The organism is Pseudomonas sp. CC6-YY-74, from assembly GCF_002025205.1.
GTDB lineage: Bacteria > Pseudomonadota > Gammaproteobacteria > Pseudomonadales > Pseudomonadaceae > Aquipseudomonas > Aquipseudomonas paeninsulae.
This window is the reverse complement of the sequence record NZ_CP019947.1, coordinates 3384315-3402161: the sequence shown is the minus strand read 5'-3', so window position 1 is coordinate 3402161 and position 17847 is coordinate 3384315. Positions and strand designations below refer to the sequence as shown.

The window sequence follows — 17847 nt, the reverse complement described above, 5'->3', positions numbered from 1 at the left end:
AACACCGCTATCGGCGGTTTGCACGGGACGGTTCTGACAATGCCAGGTTGTCTGAGCGCCACGACAGGTTGGTCCAGCGCATACAAAAACAATTATTCCAGCTAGGTATTAAAGATGAGTGCGACTTCTCCGTATTCCGTTCGCCCCGAGGTTTTGCTCAATACGCTGACTGACGAGACGACGTATAAAACCATGTACCAGCAGTCGATCGTCAACCCAGATGGGTTTTGGCGTGAGCAGGCTCAGCGCCTCGACTGGATTAAGCCGTTCACCAAGGTCAAGCAGACCTCATTTGACGATCATCACGTCGATATCAAATGGTTCGCCGACGGTACCCTCAACGTTTCCTACAACTGCCTGGATCGGCACTTGGAAGAGCGTGGCGACCAGCTGGCGATCATCTGGGAAGGCGATGATCCGTCCGAGCACCAGAACATCACCTACCGCGAACTACACGAACACGTGTGTAAGTTCGCCAATGCCCTGCGCGGCCAAGATGTGCACCGTGGCGACGTGGTGACCATTTATATGCCGATGATTCCGCAAGCAGTAGTGGCGATGCTCGCCTGTGCCCGCATCGGGGCGATCCACTCAGTGGTATTCGGTGGTTTCTCGCCGGAAGCCCTAGCGGGCCGAATTATCGACTGCAAATCCAAAGTGGTGATCACTGCCGACGAGGGCATTCGTGCGGGCAAGAAGATCCCGCTCAAAACCAACGTTGATGATGCACTGACCAACCCGGAAACCAGCAGTGTTCAGAAAGTCATCGTGTGCCAGCGCACCGGTGGTGAGATCAAGTGGAACCCGCATCGCGACATTTGGTACGAAGACCTGATGAGCGTGGCCGGCAGCGTTTGCGCCCCGAAAGAGATGGGGGCCGAGGAAGCGCTGTTCATCCTGTACACCTCCGGTTCCACCGGCAAGCCCAAAGGCGTGCAGCACACCAGCGCCGGCTACCTGCTGTATGCCGCGCTAACCCATGAGCGGGTATTCGACTACCGGCCGGGTGAGGTTTATTGGTGCACCGCTGACGTCGGCTGGGTCACGGGGCACAGTTACATCGTCTACGGCCCGCTGGCTAACGGCGCGACTACGTTGCTGTTCGAGGGCGTGCCCAACTACCCGGATATCACCCGCGTCGCCAAGGTCGTCGACAAGCACAAGGTCAACATCCTCTACACCGCCCCAACGGCAATCCGCGCCATGATGGCGTCGGGCACCGCCGCCGTTGACGGTGGCGACGGCAGCAGCCTGCGCCTGTTGGGTTCGGTGGGTGAACCGATCAACCCGGAAGCCTGGGACTGGTACTACAAGAACGTCGGCCAATCCCGCTGCCCGATCGTTGACACCTGGTGGCAGACCGAAACCGGCGGCATCATGATCAGCCCCCTCCCGGGCGCGACCGCGCTCAAGCCAGGCTCGGCAACCCGTCCGTTTTTCGGCGTGCAGCCCGCGCTAGTGGACAACATGGGCAACCTGTTGGAAGGGGCCGCCGAGGGCAACCTGGTGATCATCGACTCCTGGCCGGGCCAGGCGCGCACTCTCTATCGCGATCACGATCGCTTCGTCGACACCTACTTCAAAACCTTCAAGGGGATGTACTTCAGCGGCGACGGTGCGCGCCGCGACGAGGACGGTTACTACTGGATTACCGGGCGTGTCGACGACGTACTCAACGTGTCTGGGCACCGCATGGGCACCGCCGAGATCGAAAACGCAATGGTGGCCCACCCGAAGGTCGCCGAAGCGGCGGTGGTGGGTGTACCGCATAACATCAAAGGGCAGGGCATCTATGTCTACGTCACCCTGATTGGTGGCGAAGCGCCGAGTGAGCAATTACGCCTGGAACTGAAAAACTGGGTACGCAAAGAGATTGGGCCGATTGCCTCGCCGGATGTCATCCAGTGGGCACCGGGCTTGCCGAAGACCCGCTCGGGCAAAATCATGCGGCGCATCCTTCGCAAGATAGCCGCGGCGGAATACGACGGCTTGGGGGACATCTCCACCTTGGCGGATCCAGAGGTGATTATTCATTTGATTGATACGCACAGAACCATGAACGTCGCCTGACCGACATTAGTGCCAACCAGACCCCGCCCGGCAACTTGCGAGCGGGTTTTTGTATTTCTCATTTAATCAGCCGTGGAGACGCCCAGCGTGTTGCCGGGCAGGTGCTCCAGGCTCAGAGACCAAGCGGGTGCAAGCTCGAGGGCTGCTAGGGACGCTTGCGCTGGCCAGGCCTTCGGCGGGCGAGACCTGAGGCATCGGCGAAAACCCGTGAGCCTTTTTCCATCCCTCCGAGAAACATCAGCTCGGCAACCTGCCTAGGTTGCAATAAACAAGCTCAACTTATTTATGAAATACGATAAATCGATTTTTCTTATTCGCTTCAAGTTGCTTCTATAACTGCGCGCCTCACGCTTCGCCAGCCACCCGACAGCACTGGAAGAAATCATGAATATCGAACGCTTTGAAACCTCTGCGCGCCGCTCCGATATGGTGCTGCACGACAACACCCTGTACATCGGGGGCCAGGTCTCCGCAAATACCCAGGGTGACATCGAAGCCCAGACCCGCGAGATCCTCGGCAATATCGAAGCGATGCTGCTCAGTGTCGGCAGCAACCTCAGCCGGGTGCTCTCGGTACGCATTCTGCTGGCTGACAGAGCTGACTATGCAGGGCTCAACCGGGCCTGGGACGGCTTCTTCCCAGAAGGCCATGCGCCGACTCGCGCCTGCACTTTGGCCGAACTGATCAACCCGGACTGGCGAGTGGAAATGATCGTGGTTGCCGGACGCTGATCAAGCTCACGACACGCTTACAACCTAACCATTCGGAGGCCTCGCGATGAGACCCTACTGGCTCGACCGAGCACTGCAAGAAGACACTTCTGCTCCCTGTGCATCACTGCAGCAGGACACCCAGGCTGATGTCTGCATCGTCGGTGGTGGTTATACCGGCTTGTGGACGGCGATCATGCTCAAGGAGCAGAACCCCGAGCTCGATGTGGTCATCATCGAGGCCGACATTTGCGGGGCCGGGGCCAGCGGCCGGAACGGCGGCTGTGCGCTGTCTTGGTCGGCCAAGTACTTCACCCTGGAGCGTCTGTTCGGGGTGGAGGAAGCCATCCGCCTGGTCAAAGCCTCAGAGCAGAGCATCTATGCCATCGGCGATTTCTGCCAGAAGTACGGGGTGGATGCCGACTACCGCCTCGACGGCACACTCTATACCGCGACCAATCTCGCTCAGGTCGGCGCCACCGACGGAGTTATCGCTGCGTTGGAGCGCAACGGCATCAACTCGTTCAGCAGGCGTCCACTGGCCGACGTGCAGCGCATGGCCGGTTCTAATAAACACCTGGAAGGCTGGTTCTCACCGGCGGCGGCCAGTGTGCAGCCCGGCAAGCTGGTACGCGGCCTGCGACGAGTTGCCCTAGCTCTAGGCGTGCGCCTGTATGAAGGCACGCCCATGACCAAGCTCAACGAGGGTTTGCCAGCCACCGTGGCCACGGCCCATGGGCAGATCAAGGCGGATCGCGTTGTACTGGCGATCAACGCCTGGATGGCGAGCACCTTCCCGCAGTTCGAGCGCAGTGTGGCGATCGTTTCCAGCGACATGATCATCACCGAGCCACGTCCGGATCTGCTGAAGAAAATCGGCCTGACCAGCGGCGTGACGGTGCTCGACTCGCGGATTTTTGTGCACTACTACCACAACACCCCAGACGGCCGAATCATGCTCGGCAAAGGCGGCAACACCTTCGCCTATGGCGGGCGCATGCTGCCGGTATTTGACCAGCCGTCGCCCTACGAGGGTCTGCTGCGCAAGACCCTGAGCGATTTCTTCCCGGCTTTCGAGGGGGTCGGCATCGAGTCAACCTGGAACGGCCCGTCGGATCGTTCGGTCACTGGTTTACCGTTCTTTGGTCGGTTGGAACAGGCCAGCAATATTTTCTATGGCTTTGGCTACTCGGGAAGCGGCGTTGGCCCCTGCCACATGGGCGGACAGATTCTCTCCTCGATGGTCCTCGGCCTGGATAACGAGTGGACTCGCTCGCCCCTGCTCAATGGTCCTCTCGGTTATTTTCCGCCCGAACCGATTCGCTACCTCGGCTCGCTGATGGTGCGCAACGCTGTCCGCCGCAAGGAGCAGGCCGAAGACCACGGCAGACGACCTCGCTTGCTGGACATCAGGCTGGCGAAATTTGCCGCGGCGGCCGGCAAAGCGGATAAGGGTTAACGGTCTGGGCTGCATATGTGAAGTGTGCTAATGCGCCAAGTACCAGGCCAATAAACCGAATGCTCGTTTGGATTGCGCGTCCAACTGCTTTAGGCGCATAGGTTCGTTTGCAGGCAGCAGGACTGCCTGTTATGGGGCTGGCTGACTTGATCAGATGCTCCAGCAGTTCAGGCTCATCAATCATGCGTAGCGGAACCATTCGGCATCTCCCGTCCAAATTAGGTTGCTCATCAGCAAGTTCGGCCTTTCTATGCCCAAAAGGGAATTGCTAGGCCGGATTTGGTCGCGCCGTTCCGAAATCGGAAATGCAGGGCCGAACTGGGAGGCTATGCATCCAGATTTGGAAATGAAAGGCCGAATTGGGAAGTACAAAGAGGGTGTGTGGTTCGTGTTTGTGCGGAGAGAAAGCAGTTAATTACCGTGTAAATACCGAATTTCCTGCGAAAACGACCAAGTTTCCCATGTGACGTTTTTAGCTATTTTTTCTGTGAGATACTTTATCTCAAGGCAGGGTTTTGCGAGCAAAGGCGTTGTACGTCACTTCGTTCCTTCCAACGCGACTCGTTTTTCAGCGCTGCGCTTGAAAAAGAAAGGCGTGTTTAAAGCGTCAATAGCATTGACATAAAAATAATAAAAAGGTGCTCATCATGGATAGAAAAACAGCGAGGCTATGCCTCCGAATTACTCCCGGCGACAAGACACTCATCTTCGTCAAAGCGAACGATCTTCACCTCAGTGTTGCCGATTGGCTCATTCGAGCAGCGCTGGATCGCGAAATTATTCCTCCGAAATCTGCCTGGGACGCTGAGTCGATCAGTCAGTTGTCTCGTATCGGCAACAATCTCAACCAGCTTGCCTACTGGGCTAACTCTGGAATGTTGGTGGACGACTCCGTCTTGCGTGAAATCGCAGTCGAGCTGCATGCGTTGCGAGGTTTGGCAGATGATCTTTAAGGTTCGCAAACATCACTCGCAGCAGCATTTGCGCAACCTGGTTAGGTATCTGCTGTCACGGAAAGGTAAGTCCAATGAGCGCGTGCTACGGCACGAGTCCCTGAATGCGCTACCGATGTTACCGGGGGAGAGCCCACTCAACTACGCGAAGCAGTGGTCTGCGGCATTGTGGAATTTCACCACTCAAGAGCGGTGTGGGAAGCCGCCGCCGGAAGATTATTTCGTTCACTCGGTGATGAGTTTTTTCCCTGGAAATGCCGAGCATGCGGCTGATCAGCTCACTGCAGAACAAGCAATCGCATTGGCTAAAGAAGCCATGGTCGAGGTGGCACCCGGAGAGCGGCAGGTACTTTATGTCGTGCACGGTGATAAAGCGCATCTGCATGTCCATATTGCATTTTCTGTCGTCGAACGGGGTGGCCGGATTTGGAATCCCCACCACGATTTCCGCCTTTGGGAGTCTGCGGCGGCTCGGCTCGAAGTGAAGTACGGTTTGTACCAGGGTAACTGTTGGTCGGCCTGGGGGCGAGCCAGTCTTGAAGAAGTCGCCAACCAGCAATGAACTCAATATGGCAATCCGCACCGGTAAGCCTTCTGATCGGATGCTATTGCAGGAGCTGGTTTCCGCGGCTCTTGCAGGTAAACCGTCATTTCCTACGTTCTGGAATCGTTTGCTGGATGCTGGTGTTACCCCTATTCCCAGTGTTGCGACTACAGGTCGAGTGTCCGGCATCTCTTTCCAATATGGGCAGGGTCTGCCAATGAAGGGCAGCGATATGGGCAAGGGGTTCTCATGGCCAGCACTCGCCAAGCAGCTCAACTTTGCAGCTTCGCAGCATCTTCATCTGGTGAAGCCTTTTGCTTTGGCGCGAGAGCCTGTGGGCGGTGAATTACACGTTGGTTTTGGCGTAGAGGTTCTGCCAATTACAACGCCAGCGATTGGTCAGCCGGTATTGGCGCGGTTTATTGCCAAACCGGTCGACGACCAATGCACTGATTGGGTATGGCGCAACAAGCCGAAGCGTATTGCGTTCGTGGAGAGGCCCAAGGTGTATCTCGCTTGTTCGGGCCATCCGCTTGTTCACGAAGCGATTGCGGAGCGAGCCAAGCAGCGTGGGGTAAAAACCATGGCTGTAATGGGGTCAGAAGAGTTTCGAAAAAGGATGTGGTTCGAGCTGTCGCTACGTGAGATTGCGGTGGCTGGATACCAGCCAACAGAACAAGAAAAACAAGGCCTGGAGTGGTGGATACATGAGCAAACTAAAGCAGGCGGAGCAGATTGCTCAGCAGACGTTGGAGAGCCGAACGGAGACGCTGTCGTTGGTGTTGGCAATCAAGCTGGACAAAATGCGACAGGACAAGGTGGCGACCAGCGAGGAATTGGCGGCAGCGATGTTTCCAGTGCTCCAGGCTATGACGACACTGGCAGTGGAAAACCAAGCGCTGCTGAACGACATGCGCTCTCTGATGAACAACGAAATAAAGTTGATACGCGCGGAGATGCGCGAATTACGCGCCACGATGACGAACCTCCAGTTCGTTATCACCGAGAGCAATCACCCGGGCAGGAGCTGAGTCCAGAGATCCTGCCTGCTGTTCAAGCTCGCCGGGTAGCTCGAATGGGCGTGGCAGCCCTGTTACGGCAGGGCATAAATCGGACTTACCAGCAGGCTGATTGGAAGGCGACCATCGAAATGTTGTGGGAGCTTAATCGCCAGTTCAGCAAATGGGCGATCAGCTACGGCCATCCAAATGAGGAACCCTTTGGGCAAATTTCTCATCCAGATCAAGTAACGAAGGACTGGGCGCAATTACTGGTACTGAATAGCCACAGCTGCAACGTCCGTCTGGCGCTCGTATCAGCGCAAAGCTGGCTGCATTTGGTTGGTGTGACTGCGGAAGATTTGGCGTGTATGGACAGGTATGGCATGTCGCCGGCGATCAGGTTCACTTCGGGCGGAGTGCCCGAGGCTTTTGTGCATGTGAGTTATGGTTGTGAAAGCCGTTATGTCATGCAACGACTGGCAGAAAGGATTCAGCCTGGACTCAATGCTGTGGTCAGTGCACGGATTGGTAGTGTTTCTTTTCCCCTGCCGGGATTTGACCACTGGGAGGAGGACGGTACGCTCCAGCGCTGCTCAGATGTCGGCTTCGATGGCGACCTGATTGGCGCGCAGTTGTCGGAGCCGTTGCGTGCAATCAAAGCAGAGCTGAACAGGGAGCAAGGTGGGGTTTCTGTGTGTCACACCGAACAGATCCAAGTGCCGGAGACGTTGCTGCCAGGCCCGCTCGGGATTACGCAAAAGCGGGAGAGGGATACACCCGCAGGGCCGGCTAGCCCAGGAGGGTAATGAGCGGCTATCGCTTTCGAATTGACTGTAAAGCAGTCCTCAATATTCATCAGCAAGCTGATGAGCATCCTACTGGCACATCCGCACCCTATGCCACTCCCAGCATATTAAGCTCGCGTTTCACCGTATCAAGTAGCTCATCTACTGACGAAGCCTCATCAATGACGAGATAAGAGAGAGCAAAAAGCGTCAGTGGATGTACCTCTAGTTTCACCGCCAACTCAGTCACCTTACCCCACGTAGGTTCCCTCACGCCTCGCTCGAGGCGACTGAGGTGCGCCTGTGTCGTGGTAGTGGCGAAAGCGTCCTGGGGAAGTCCTCTCGCCAAACGCATTCGTCGCAGCGCAGGTCCGAATAAATACTCTCGTTCCATTTTTCGGTCTTTTCAAAAAGAAAAGATAGGGCCACAATGCGGCCATGTCGGCTATGTCGCCGACGACATATATTGTGCTTTTCAGGAAATTATATGTTCGAGACTTTTCCGGATACCGAAATTCAGCTATCTCCTTTCCTAAGGAGCAACACTGTGTCGTGGGAGTACGTGGTCCAACCTATTTTTGTGCCTTGGTTTTACGTCTCCTGGGTCGTCACCCCGTGCGGTGAGGATCCGCAGATGGAGATGCGTCTATTACCCAACATCTATGCGTTGAAACACCACATAGAGATACAGGATGAGGAAACCTTCATTCTGGACACTCAACTTGTATCGCCTGGCCATCTCAACGGCTCGGGCATGTACCAGATGCAGCCACTTGCCAAGGTTATTGCATACACAGAAACCATCATGGGTGCCGGAGCCCACAAAGAGTTTGCTTACGAGCTCAAGGATGGGGCCCGCTACCCACGCTACCTGGATTGGGCAAGCCTTGAGTCGATTGACGTGGTGTACGACAGCTCCATGATCCATCTGCCGATCCTTGAAACGACAGGAGACGAAGACGAGGAGGGCGAGGAGCAATGAACGACGAACTCGACATCGAGTTGACCTCACGCTATCCAGTCGTTTATCCGCCTATTAGTAACTCTGGGCTCCATGGCTTCGAGTGCGGTAGCGGATGGTTCCACTTGCTTGACGCGACCGGCTGCCTAATCCAGCGGCGGATGGATGCAGCCAAGTCCGAGCCATTCGTTGCTCATCAGATCAAAGAGAAATTTGGAGAGCTTCGCGTCTACTACTCACATGGCGACGCTTATGTGTCCGCGGTGATTGACGTGATAGAGGGCTTGTCAGGTAGGTTCTGCGAGATATGCGGCGACCGTGGAGAGATCCACGAAGACCAAGGATGGCTATCTACACGGTGCGCCAGGCACCTAGGCACATCAGCAGGCAAGACTGTCCAAAGAGAAGGGCAGGAGGCACCGCAAACGGGAGCATCGCCGTTGCACTCCCCATCGATTGCCGATGTCATCGATAGTGCCCTATCCCTGTTTGGAGGCAATCCGACTCATGTGATCGGCTGGTATACACGCCAGGCGCATGCACTTGGGGGAATCGCTCCTGTCGATTTGTTAAACCATCCGGCGGGTCGAGCCCAGTTGCTGAGGTTAATTGGCCAGATAGAGCACGGCGTTTATACCTAAGGAAGAACACAATGCAAATCGAAGTGGCCAGCCGACCTGGGCTCTGAGTCTCGAATCATTACGCCGATCAACAACACCTTGGAAAGCCTAGGGTTCTTCATTAATACCGATGGGAACTGAGAAACTGGCCTCAATAAGGGGCACGGTATAGGCCGAGGTGTTCGGGATGAGCGGGGGCCAATTGAACCGCTTCGTTAGCGCGCTCTGGGTGTTAGGGCAGAAATTGGTGCCCTCGCCATCCGAAGAGTCATGACATCGTTTTGATCGAAAAAAACGGGACATCACCAGTACTTCTCAAGGTCCAGTGGCGCCCGAGCGTCCAACCAACCAACCAACTCATCGACGCGATCAGGGACGTGCGTGGGATTTTCTGAGCACGAGGCCGCGTGTCGTCCCCATAAACTCTTCGTCCAGGGACAGCGAGCAGCCGATGTCGACGCACAGTTCCTGGAGCACCTCGTTGAGGATGTAGATGCCTCCGTCGCCGTCCCAGATCTTTGATCTCGATGTAGTGGGTCTCTATACGCGGCTCCTTGAGTTGTTCGTCAGGTCGAGACCAGATGAAGCGTCCACGGGGGAGGCGGTGACCACTGCCTACAAGTCCACTGCATCATATCAATCACAGTGAGCAGCAGAGCCGCGAGCTGAGATACCCCGCGCGCAGTGCAGGGTGTTCCTGGCATATCGGGGAGCCAGTACACCTCCCTTCTGGCCGGACGCGTTCATGGGGATCTGAGCAGCAGACTTCCCTGGCCGCTAGTAAATTCAACTGTGTTGCTGCATGCCAGGCAAGAACTGAGCTTCCTATCTAGGTATCTTGTTTCTGTCAGATTCCTACCCCAAATCTACCCCAAGCCGAATTTCAGGCACAAAAAAGGGCTACGTCTTCACGTAACCCTTTGTTTTGTATGGTGCCGGCACCAAGAGTCGAACTCGGGACCTACTGATTACAAGTCAGTTGCTCTACCAGCTGAGCTATACCGGCATTTCAGGGGCGCCATTATATCCATTCATCTGGCCGAGTAAAGGCGTCTGCGCATTGTTTACTCTGATTATTTTCAAGCCGCACTCAGTCTGAAGTCGGCAAGGCGTGGGCGGCGTTCTCGGGCATGTCTTGGGCGCGGACTGCGTGCTCGGAAATGCTTCCGGAATTTTTCTTGCTTAGCGCATCCAGGGGATGGGGTTGGGCATTTCTCACATTCATAGGGGTACGCATCGCCGGGGTGAAAGCAGGCCATTCTGCGACCTAAAATAGCGCGCCTAGGAGGCTCTCCTGCAACAGCGGTACGCCGCTATGGAGGGGGCTCCGGGCTGATGAGTGTGGCTAATCAGGTCGTTTAATGCAGTTCTGGCGATTAGCTGCGAAATCCTTATGCACAAGCTGACGTTGTTTGGCGAGAGTACACATGTTTTTTGCGAGGTATTTCTCTGCTTTTTATAAGTACATGTTTTAATTGATATTTATTTGCTGCTCAAAAAACGAGCAAGCGCCGTGAGAGCCGATGGTAGAGGCGTTTGGTGGGGTTGCTCAGAAACTATCAACACAGTTATCCACAGATAATGTGGACAACTTGTGTGAGCTCAGCGGCGTTCAGCGTTCGGCGAGCAGCAGCAGGTTGCGCGGGGTGAGCTGGCGCGGGCAGAAGCTGCCGAGGCGCACGTTGTAACCCTGATCTTGCAGGTAGAGCGCACGGTCGAGGAGCAGCCACAGTTCCAGCGGGCGGCGGAACAAGCCGCGCAGCAGCTCCAGATTGCGCACCTGGGCCAGTCGTTGCCAGCCTTGGCTCTGCAGTTGTTGCCAGTCTCTTGAAGTGTCTGGTGCGGGCAGTTGTTTCAGGGCGGCGAGGTCCGTGCAGTAGTCGGCGAAATCTTTAGCCAACCAGGTCGTCGGCAAGGACGGTGTGGGCAGGTACTGGTCGATGCCGCGCAGTTCACGTTGCAGCACGTCGAATGCCAGGCGCCAGGCCATGGAGCGATCGCGCTGGCGGCGTACGCGAGCGCCGGCGGTGACGGTTTCGCTAAGGGGTAGGGCCAGGTCATCCAGCGAGAGTCGCAAGGCTGATGCCTGGGCCGCTGAGGAGAGCGCCTGGTAATTGGGGGTGGTGATGCGGTTGTAGCAGCACGGCGCTATGGCCAGCTGCTGGCAGTCGGCCGCGCTGGCGAGTTGCATTAGGCGTACATGCAGGTCGCCGCAGGCATGCAGGGCGACCGGGGTGTGTTCGCTGCGGAGTTGGGCGCCGGCATCGGCGTCGAGTACATCCTGCTGCAGATGCCGGGCGTTGAGGTGCAGGCGCTGGCTGAGCAGTTGGCCGCTGTGTACCAGTTCGGGGTTGTGCTCCAGGCAGGTCAGCGGGCGCCCGTCATGTGCCAGCAGACGCCCGAGATGGCCTTTGCCGGCGCACCAGTCGAGCCAGTGTTGGGCAGGTTGGTGAAACTGCAGGCAGCCGGCGAAGGCCTGGATCTGTTGCCATTTACGGCCTGGTACGTCGACCGAGAAGCGGGCCGGCAGTGGCGGCGATGGCAGTGGCGTGAATGCGCCGACTCGGCTCAGGGTCTCGGCTTGCGCGGCGAGGCCGGGAAAGGGCGCGGGGGCTTCCAGCAGGTGCGGCTGGTTGTGGCTGGCTTCGGCCTGCTCCAGGCTGCGCGATCTGAGCCAACGGGCGAGTTCTGGATGCTGGCTTTCCCACGGCAGTTGCTGGTGGGTGAATGGCCGCGGTTGCCATAGTGCTTGGTGCTGCAGCAAAAATGCATCCAGCGCCTGGAAGCGCTGGAGCAGGCTGTCGCCGCTGAGGGGGGAGTCGTTCATGGTCGTGTCGTCAAGCCTAGATGGGGCCGTGAGTGCCCCATCGCGTCAGCGGCCCTGGCAGGCGTCGACCCTTAGCCAGTTTTCCAGCAGCTTGAAGCCACGGACCAGGATGAAGGCGATCAGCAGGTAGAACATCCCGGCGGCGAAGAAGATCTCCACTGGCAGGTAGGTGCGGGCGATGATGGTGCGCGCCATGCCGGTCAGTTCCAGCAGGGTGACGGTGCTGGCCAGGGAGCTGGCCTTGAGCATCAGGATCACTTCGTTGCTGTAGGCCGGCAGGCCGATGCGTGCGGCGCGCGGCAGGACGATATAGAGCATGGTCTGCCAGCGGGCCATGCCCAGGGCGCGCGCCGCTTCCACTTCGCCCGGTGGCACGGCCTGAATCGCACCGCGCAGGATCTCGGCGATATAGGCGGCGGTATGCAGGGTCATGGTCAGGATGGCGCACCAGTAGGCGTCGCGCAGGTAGAACCAGAGCGGCCCTTCGCGCACGGCGTCGAACTGGGCCAGGCCGTAATAGACCAGAAATAATTGCACCAGCAGCGGTGTGCCGCGGAAGAAGAAGATGTAGCCGTAGGGCACGGCGCGGACGAACCAATGCTTGGAGGCGCGGGCGATGCCCATGGGTATCGCCAGGATCAGGCCGGCGACTACCGCGATGGCGACCAGCTCCAGGGTCAGTACGGCGCCTTCGGCCAGGCGCGGCAACCACTTGATGATGACTTCCCAGTTCATGAGGTGCTCCTGATGAAGCCACGGCCGGCACGCTGTTCAAGGAAGTGCAGGCCGATCATGGCGAGCACGGTGAGGCCCAGGTAGATAAAGGCCGCCACTAGGAAAAAGGTGAAAGGTTCTTTGCTCGAGGTTACGGCGATCTGCGAGCGGCGCATGATTTCTTCCAGGCCGATCACCGACACCAGGGCGGTGTCCTTCATCAGGATCATGAACAAATTACCCAGGCCGGGCAGGGCGATGCGCCACATCTGCGGCAGGATCAGGCGCCAGAAGATTCGCGGTACGGACAGGCCCAGCGCCTGACCGGCTTCGCGATGACCTTTGGGGATGGCGAGGATCGCGCCACGAAATACTTCGGTGGCATAGGCACCAAAGCAGATGCCCAGGGCGATGGTGCCGGCGGCGAAGGCGCTCAGTTCGAGGCTGTCGATGCCCAGCAGGTCGGCCAGGTTGCGCATCAGTTGCACGGTGCCGAAGTAGATCAGCAGGACCCAAAGCAGTTCGGGTATGCCGCGCACGATGGTCGAATAGGTGCCGCCAAGCCACTGCAGCGGCTTGTACGGCGAAGTCTTGGCCAGTGCGCCGAGCAGGCCGAGCACCAGACCCAGGCTCAGCGCACAGAGCGCCAGCTTGATGGTCATCAGGGTGCCGGCGGCCAGGGCCGGGCCGAATCCGTAGAGGTCTAAATTCATGGGGGGTCAGAAGCCTGCATCGCCCGTGAGGGCGACGCAGGGCAGGCTGCTCAGTAGATGCTGAACGGGAAATATTTATCGTTGATGGTCTTGTAGGTGCCGTCTTCGATGATGGCCTGCAGCGCGGTGTTCAGCTTCTCGCGCAGTGGGTCGCCCTTGCGCACGGCAATCCCGATCTTGTCGTTGTCGAATACCGGCTTGCCCTTGAACTCGAAGCTTTTGCCGGCATCGCTCTTCAGCCATTCCCAGTTGACGAAGGTGTCGGCCAATACGCCGTCGAGGCGACCCGAGGACAGGTCGAGGTAGGCGTTTTCCTGGGTGTCGTAGAGCTTGATGTCGACGACGCCGTCCAGGTTGTCTTCCAGCCAGGTGCCAGCGATGGTGGCGCGCTGAGCACCGATCACCTTGCCTTTGAGGCTGGCCTTGTCGGATTTGAAGTCACTGTCTTTCGGCGCAATGAATTGCAGCTTGTTGGTGTAGTAGGGCTCGGTGAAGTCAACGGCCACCTTGCGCTCATCGGTGATCGACATCGAGGCCACCAGGAAGTCGAACTTCTTGGCATTGAGGGCCGGGATGATGCCGTCCCAGTCGGAGGTGACCACTTCGCACTCAGCTTGCATCTTGGCGCAGAGGGCCTGGCCGATGTCCACGTCGAAACCACCAACCTGGCCGCTGGCGTCGATCAGATTGAAGGGTGGATAGGCCCCTTCGGTGCCCATCTTGAGTTTTTCGGCAGCGACGGCGCCGGTACCGAACGCCAGGGTGGCTGCCGCGGCCAACAGGATTTTCTTGTAATTCAGCATGCGAGAGTTGCTCCGTGTTTAGTCATTGCTGGACATGAATTGTTTGCAGCGCGCCGAAGCCGGGTTGTCGAACACTTGCTCGGGTGAGCCTTGTTCTTCCACCAGGCCCTGATGCAGGAACACCACTTCGCTGGAGACCTGGCGGGCGAAGCCCATCTCGTGGGTGACCAGGAGCATGGTGCGACCTTCATCGGCGAGCGCGCGGATCACATTAAGCACTTCTTGGACCATCTCCGGGTCGAGGGCCGATGTCGGCTCATCGAACAGGATCACTTTCGGCTGCATGGCCAGGGTGCGGGCAATCGCCGCACGCTGCTGTTGGCCGCCAGAGAGCTGATTGGGATAGACATGACGCTTGTCGGAGATGCCGACCTTGGCCAGCAGCGCCTCGGCCCGTTCGATGGCCTCGGCCTTGCTCAGGCCGAGCACCCGGCGCGGCGCCTCGATGATGTTGTCGAGCACGCTCATGTGCGGCCACAGATTGAAATTCTGGAAGACGAAGCCCAATTCGCTGCGCAGGCGGTTGATCTGCTTGCCATCGGCGGCGACCAATTCGCCCTGCTTGCCGGGTTTGAGCTTGAGCTCCTCGCCGGCGACGATGATCTGACCCTGGTTGGGGTTTTCCAGCAGATTGATGCAGCGCAAGAAGGTCGATTTGCCGGAGCCGGATGAGCCGAGAATCGAGATCACGTCGCCATCGTGGGCGGTGAGGGAGATGCCTTTGAGCACCTCGAGGTCGCCATAGCGTTTATGCAGGTCGCGAATTTCCAGCGCGGGCGTGGCCTCGGCCATGGGGGGTCCTCTTCTTATTCGGTTGCGCTCCGGCGTTGCATGGCCTTCCTGGCGAGGCGTCAAGCTAGCATAGCGTTCGGAACGGCGCCATGCCGACCGGGTGGCTAAAGCAGCGGTGCCCCGCAGGTTGTCGCATCCTTAAACCAGCCTGTCGCGCAGGCACAAAAGTCCGCTGGTCCGACCGGGCTCCTTGCCTGCTGGGGGTGCCCCGGCGCCGGTAAGTTCAAGGCCTGGCCCGAGTCGCTTCATTGGTCCCTGGGGTACAATCCGTTGGGTTTCCTGCGGGCGTTCTGTTTGCCTCGGGAGGCTGCAATTTGGCGCATAACCGGCGCAACCGGCTCTGCCCGGTGGATGTGCAGCCTATGGGCGCTCACCACCCGCACGGGCCATCACGCCGGTGCGCTGCCGTCCATGGCTTGCAGTGCAGCGGCATCGCAGGTTACCGCAGCTGTCGAGCGCAAGTGCACCAATTGATCATCGGGGACTGGGCGTCCAAGCAGATAACCCTGGATTTCATCGCATTTGTGCGTCCGCAGAATTTCGAGCTGGCTGGCATTTTCCACGCCTTCGGCGTTCACGCGGATATCTAGTGAGTGCGCAAGCGAGATGATCGACTTCACGATCAGGTTCACCTTGGGGTCAGATGCCAGGTGTGCGGTGAACGAGCGGTCGATCTTCAGCTTGTCGAATGGGAAGCGCCAGAGATACGCCATGCTCGAATAGCCTGTGCCGAAATCGTCCATGGCGATCTGCACGCCCATCGCTGCAAGGCGCGCCAGGGTCTGGGTGACCAGCTGGGTATTGTTCATCAGCATCGATTCGGTAATTTCCAGCTCAAGGCGATGGGCCGCAAGGCCGCTGGCGTCAAGCGTTCGGGCAACCACTTCGACCAGATCGCCTTGCTGGAACTGCGCGGCGGAAAGATTGACGGCGACGCTCAGCTCATCCGGCCACAGGGCCGCCTGCGCACAGGCGGTACGCAGCACCCAGCGGCCCAGCGGGTCGATCAGGCCGGTGTCTTCGGCGAGCGGGATGAATTGATCTGGCATCTGTGCGCCGAGGGTCGGATGCTTCCAGCGCAGCAAGGCCTCATAGCCCTTGAGGGTCGTGCCGTCCGGTGCGAATTGCGGCTGGTAGTGCAATGTGAACTGCTCCGTACCGATCGCGGTGCGCAGTTCGCTGGTCAACATGCGGCGCGCTTCCAGTTGCTTGTCGAGCTCTTCGTCATAGAAACTGAAGGTGCCGCGCCCAGCGGCTTTGGAGCGATACAGTGCCAAGTCGGCCTTGTGCATCAGGTCCTCTTCAGTGGTCCCATCGACGCCGAAGACGGCGGCACCGACCGATCCATTGCAATGGATGGTATCGGTGCCGAGATCGTAGGGGCGGGCGAGGAGTTCCACTACCCGTTCCGCGAGCGTGCTGACATCGTCGATGGCGGCCACGCCGGTCTGCAAAATCGCGAACTCATCGCCGCCCAGTCGCGCGACTCGGTCGCCGTGGCGAACCAGCGAACGCAGGCGCTCGCCGACCTGGCGCAGGACCTCGTCGCCGGCACCGTGGCCGAGTGTGTCGTTCACTTCCTTGAAGTGGTCAAGATCGATGCACAGCACCGAGAACACCGGCCCGCCAGCCTCATGGCGCCACACGGCCTCATGCAGTGCCTCGTTGAAACTCATCCGGTTCAGCAGTCCCGATAGTGCGTCGTGATGAGCCAGGTAGCGCATCCGCTCATCCGCCAGGCGCTCAAGCTCAATGCGCCGCAGGATTATCAGGCCGATGATCAGCCCGATCGCGCTTAGCAAGATGAACAGCGCCCCGGCCACGAGCGTGAACGCCCGCTCGATGCGTGCGGTACGGTCGGCCTGGTCGACGTAGACCTCGACCACGCCGATTATCTGGCCGTCGCGCCTGATCGGCACGTAGGCCTCGCTGTAGACGGCGGGGCGGTTTGCATTGACTGGATTTCTTTCCAGCAGGATGACGTTGTTGCCGCCCAGGACCATATTGCGAACATTGTCATTGCCATGCCCGATAGAACTCTTCGTGGGCTGGCTGTCGGCGGGGTTGTCCAAGTCGTCCGAAACTAGGACGGTGTGCCCCTCGCGGTTGAACATCTTGAAGCGGAAGACCTCCTGCACGCGCTGAAAGCGCTTCAAGTCCTCGTGCGCCCTATCGGTGAGTTCGCCCTGCATCAGCAGCGTATCGAGGTCGCGGACGCTGCCACCGACGAATTCGGCCCAGAATAGGGCGGTGTGTTCAGCGTCGCGTTCGAGCAGGGTCGTGGAGGCATAGCGCATCACCGCCGCCATAATGATTACCACCAGGAGCAGACTGACGAAAACGGTGGCGCTCACCAGCCAGATTTTGTTGTTTTTCATTGTGTCCCCCGAAAAAATCTTGGCTTCCGAGCCTGCGCCACGATGTAAGGTCTCTCGCGGTATCGCCTTCATGTGTAGGGGGCGGTTCTATACCTGTCAATAGAGCCTGAATTTTGACGGCGGCGCTGGTTTGTTTCGCTGCGTGACCTCGGCGGAATGACTGGTGTCATCTGTCGGTCTGTCGGTCTGTCGGTCTGTCCGCTGCGGCTAGGCGCAAGGTGCATTGGCACCAGCGGCCAAGCAGAGTTCTTGATCGATTTGCCTACCACCGAGGCACTCATTGGGCGTGCACTTATTGCCGATCGGCGGCGCACATTGTCCGTTTGCTGCGCGTCGGGCCTCGCCGGATCGTCAAGATGTGGCGGAAAACTGACAGGCGAAAAATCAGGCCTGGGCTTGAAATTCCAGCCTTGGCTGCCATGAGTCGGAACGGTTAGGGCTTCTAATCAGCCAGCCTTGAGAACATTGTTTTCGACGATATAGGCCTGGCGACCGCGGGCCAGGCGTAGCGGGTTA

Annotated in this window: 15 protein-coding genes and 1 tRNA gene; 8 read left to right on the top strand and 8 right to left on the bottom strand. The window is 58.4% G+C overall.

Annotated elements, in window-relative coordinates:
- The first annotated feature begins 114 nt into the window (after nucleotides 1-114).
- The 6 genes from acs to B2D37_RS23135 all read left to right on the top strand — a co-directional run bounded on the left by acs (nucleotide 115) and on the right by B2D37_RS23135 (nucleotide 7544).
- Nucleotides 115-2070 (top strand): acetate--CoA ligase, encoded by a 1956-nt coding sequence (gene acs / locus B2D37_RS15480; protein WP_079203527.1) that lies wholly within the window; start codon nucleotides 115-117, stop codon nucleotides 2068-2070.
- A 384-nt stretch (nucleotides 2071-2454) separates the two neighbouring features.
- Entirely contained in the window at nucleotides 2455-2802 is a 348-nt protein-coding gene (locus B2D37_RS15475; RefSeq protein WP_079203526.1) for a RidA family protein, read from the top strand.
- A 46-nt stretch (nucleotides 2803-2848) separates the two neighbouring features.
- Complete coding sequence (locus B2D37_RS15470; RefSeq protein WP_079203525.1) at nucleotides 2849-4240, top strand: FAD-dependent oxidoreductase; 1392 nt, start codon at nucleotides 2849-2851, stop codon at nucleotides 4238-4240.
- Between the two features lie 647 nt (nucleotides 4241-4887).
- Complete coding sequence (gene mobC / locus B2D37_RS15465; protein WP_079203524.1) at nucleotides 4888-5193, top strand: plasmid mobilization relaxosome protein MobC; 306 nt, start codon at nucleotides 4888-4890, stop codon at nucleotides 5191-5193.
- Nucleotides 5183-5755 carry a relaxase/mobilization nuclease domain-containing protein gene (locus B2D37_RS15460; RefSeq protein WP_177345231.1) on the top strand — a complete coding sequence of 191 codons (573 nt, stop codon included), beginning with the start codon at nucleotides 5183-5185 and terminating at the stop codon, nucleotides 5753-5755. The genes mobC and B2D37_RS15460 overlap by 11 nt, the downstream gene beginning before the upstream one ends.
- Nucleotides 5730-7544, top strand: coding sequence for a hypothetical protein (locus B2D37_RS23135; protein WP_154067099.1), 1815 nt, complete (start codon nucleotides 5730-5732; stop codon nucleotides 7542-7544). Before B2D37_RS15460 ends, B2D37_RS23135 begins: the two co-directional genes overlap by 26 nt.
- Before the next feature lie 88 nt (nucleotides 7545-7632).
- Here B2D37_RS23135 and B2D37_RS24220 read toward each other — a convergent pair whose 3' ends face one another.
- Entirely contained in the window at nucleotides 7633-7917 is a 285-nt protein-coding gene (locus B2D37_RS24220; protein ID WP_079203520.1) for a helix-turn-helix transcriptional regulator, read from the bottom strand.
- 93 nt (nucleotides 7918-8010) lie between these two features.
- On the opposite strand from B2D37_RS24220, the gene B2D37_RS15440 reads away from it, so the two are divergent.
- The gene (locus B2D37_RS15440) at nucleotides 8011-8505 is read left to right on the top strand and encodes a hypothetical protein (RefSeq protein ID WP_079203519.1); all 495 of its coding nucleotides are present in this window, start codon (nucleotides 8011-8013) and stop codon (nucleotides 8503-8505) included.
- On the top strand, nucleotides 8502-9125 hold the full coding sequence (locus B2D37_RS15435; protein ID WP_079203518.1) for an MbcA/ParS/Xre antitoxin family protein: 624 nt from the start codon (nucleotides 8502-8504) through the stop codon (nucleotides 9123-9125). Before B2D37_RS15440 ends, B2D37_RS15435 begins: the two co-directional genes overlap by 4 nt.
- Before the next feature lie 909 nt (nucleotides 9126-10034).
- Here the strand turns inward: B2D37_RS15435 and B2D37_RS15425 are convergent.
- From B2D37_RS15425 to B2D37_RS23990, 7 genes are all read right to left on the bottom strand, one after another.
- Nucleotides 10035-10110, bottom strand: a tRNA-Thr gene (locus tag B2D37_RS15425).
- Between the two features lie 606 nt (nucleotides 10111-10716).
- The gene (locus B2D37_RS15420; RefSeq protein WP_079203517.1) at nucleotides 10717-11931 is read right to left on the bottom strand and encodes a methyltransferase; all 1215 of its coding nucleotides are present in this window, start codon (nucleotides 11929-11931) and stop codon (nucleotides 10717-10719) included.
- A gap of 45 nt (nucleotides 11932-11976) precedes the next feature.
- Nucleotides 11977-12666 (bottom strand): ABC transporter permease, encoded by a 690-nt coding sequence (locus B2D37_RS15415; RefSeq protein WP_079203516.1) that lies wholly within the window; start codon nucleotides 12664-12666, stop codon nucleotides 11977-11979.
- Nucleotides 12663-13358, bottom strand: coding sequence for an ABC transporter permease (locus B2D37_RS15410; RefSeq protein ID WP_079203515.1), 696 nt, complete (start codon nucleotides 13356-13358; stop codon nucleotides 12663-12665). The genes B2D37_RS15415 and B2D37_RS15410 overlap by 4 nt, the downstream gene beginning before the upstream one ends.
- Nucleotides 13359-13408: 50 nt before the next feature.
- Complete coding sequence (locus B2D37_RS15405) at nucleotides 13409-14161, bottom strand: ABC transporter substrate-binding protein (RefSeq protein ID WP_079203514.1); 753 nt, start codon at nucleotides 14159-14161, stop codon at nucleotides 13409-13411.
- Between the two features lie 18 nt (nucleotides 14162-14179).
- The gene (locus B2D37_RS15400; RefSeq protein WP_079203513.1) at nucleotides 14180-14953 is read right to left on the bottom strand and encodes an ABC transporter ATP-binding protein; all 774 of its coding nucleotides are present in this window, start codon (nucleotides 14951-14953) and stop codon (nucleotides 14180-14182) included.
- Nucleotides 14954-15342: 389 nt separating this feature from the next.
- Nucleotides 15343-17331: a bifunctional diguanylate cyclase/phosphodiesterase gene (locus tag B2D37_RS23990; protein WP_177345230.1), complete on the bottom strand. Its 1989-nt coding sequence runs from the start codon at nucleotides 17329-17331 to the stop codon at nucleotides 15343-15345.
- Nucleotides 17332-17847 lie beyond the last annotated feature (516 nt).

Coding starts and splice junctions, on each gene's coding strand:
- B2D37_RS15400 (WP_079203513.1), bottom strand. CDS start 14,953: ATGGCCGAGGCCACGCCCGCGCTGGAAATTCGCGACCTGCATAAACGC.
- B2D37_RS15460 (WP_177345231.1), top strand. CDS start 5,183: ATGATCTTTAAGGTTCGCAAACATCACTCGCAGCAGCATTTGCGCAAC.
- B2D37_RS15470 (WP_079203525.1), top strand. CDS start 2,849: ATGAGACCCTACTGGCTCGACCGAGCACTGCAAGAAGACACTTCTGCT.
- B2D37_RS15410 (WP_079203515.1), bottom strand. CDS start 13,358: ATGAATTTAGACCTCTACGGATTCGGCCCGGCCCTGGCCGCCGGCACC.
- B2D37_RS23990 (WP_177345230.1), bottom strand. CDS start 17,331: ATGAAAAACAACAAAATCTGGCTGGTGAGCGCCACCGTTTTCGTCAGT.
- B2D37_RS24220 (WP_079203520.1), bottom strand. CDS start 7,917: ATGGAACGAGAGTATTTATTCGGACCTGCGCTGCGACGAATGCGTTTG.
- acs (WP_079203527.1), top strand. CDS start 115: ATGAGTGCGACTTCTCCGTATTCCGTTCGCCCCGAGGTTTTGCTCAAT.
- B2D37_RS15415 (WP_079203516.1), bottom strand. CDS start 12,666: ATGAACTGGGAAGTCATCATCAAGTGGTTGCCGCGCCTGGCCGAAGGC.
- B2D37_RS15405 (WP_079203514.1), bottom strand. CDS start 14,161: ATGCTGAATTACAAGAAAATCCTGTTGGCCGCGGCAGCCACCCTGGCG.
- B2D37_RS15420 (WP_079203517.1), bottom strand. CDS start 11,931: ATGAACGACTCCCCCCTCAGCGGCGACAGCCTGCTCCAGCGCTTCCAG.
- B2D37_RS15475 (WP_079203526.1), top strand. CDS start 2,455: ATGAATATCGAACGCTTTGAAACCTCTGCGCGCCGCTCCGATATGGTG.
- mobC (WP_079203524.1), top strand. CDS start 4,888: ATGGATAGAAAAACAGCGAGGCTATGCCTCCGAATTACTCCCGGCGAC.
- B2D37_RS15435 (WP_079203518.1), top strand. CDS start 8,502: ATGAACGACGAACTCGACATCGAGTTGACCTCACGCTATCCAGTCGTT.
- B2D37_RS15440 (WP_079203519.1), top strand. CDS start 8,011: ATGTTCGAGACTTTTCCGGATACCGAAATTCAGCTATCTCCTTTCCTA.